The sequence below is a fragment of the Pseudomonas sp. 2822-15 genome, assembly GCF_002742515.1.
Taxonomy (GTDB): domain Bacteria; phylum Pseudomonadota; class Gammaproteobacteria; order Pseudomonadales; family Pseudomonadaceae; genus Aquipseudomonas; species Aquipseudomonas salomonii.
On sequence record NZ_LJRY01000238.1, the window covers coordinates 1 to 309 of the forward strand.

A 309-nucleotide genomic window follows, 5' to 3' on the forward strand; every position below is an offset into this window, starting at 1 on the left:
CTCCAACACTGGGCGCAGTACCCCTGATGCAGCATTATTAATTAATACATCAATTCTACCAAAGTGTTCATCAATTGTTTGGAACATTTCTTCCACTTTATCTTTTTTCGCCACATTAGCCTTGATTGTTAGTGCTTCCACACCAAGCTTACGTATTTCTTCAGCAGTCTCTTCTGCTTTTTGCCGACTTCTTGCATAATTTATAACAATGTTATACCCTTGTCCAGCTAAAAGTAAGGCAATTTGTTTTCCAATTCCTCTACTACTTCCAGTAATTAGTGCAACTTTTTTCTCAGAACTACTCATGAG

Annotated in this window: 1 protein-coding gene; it reads right to left on the reverse strand. The window is 37.5% G+C overall.

The features are described from left to right. Window positions 1-309 (reverse strand): SDR family NAD(P)-dependent oxidoreductase (locus AOA59_RS25975; RefSeq protein ID WP_218212212.1); only part of this gene is annotated, 309 nt, incomplete at both ends.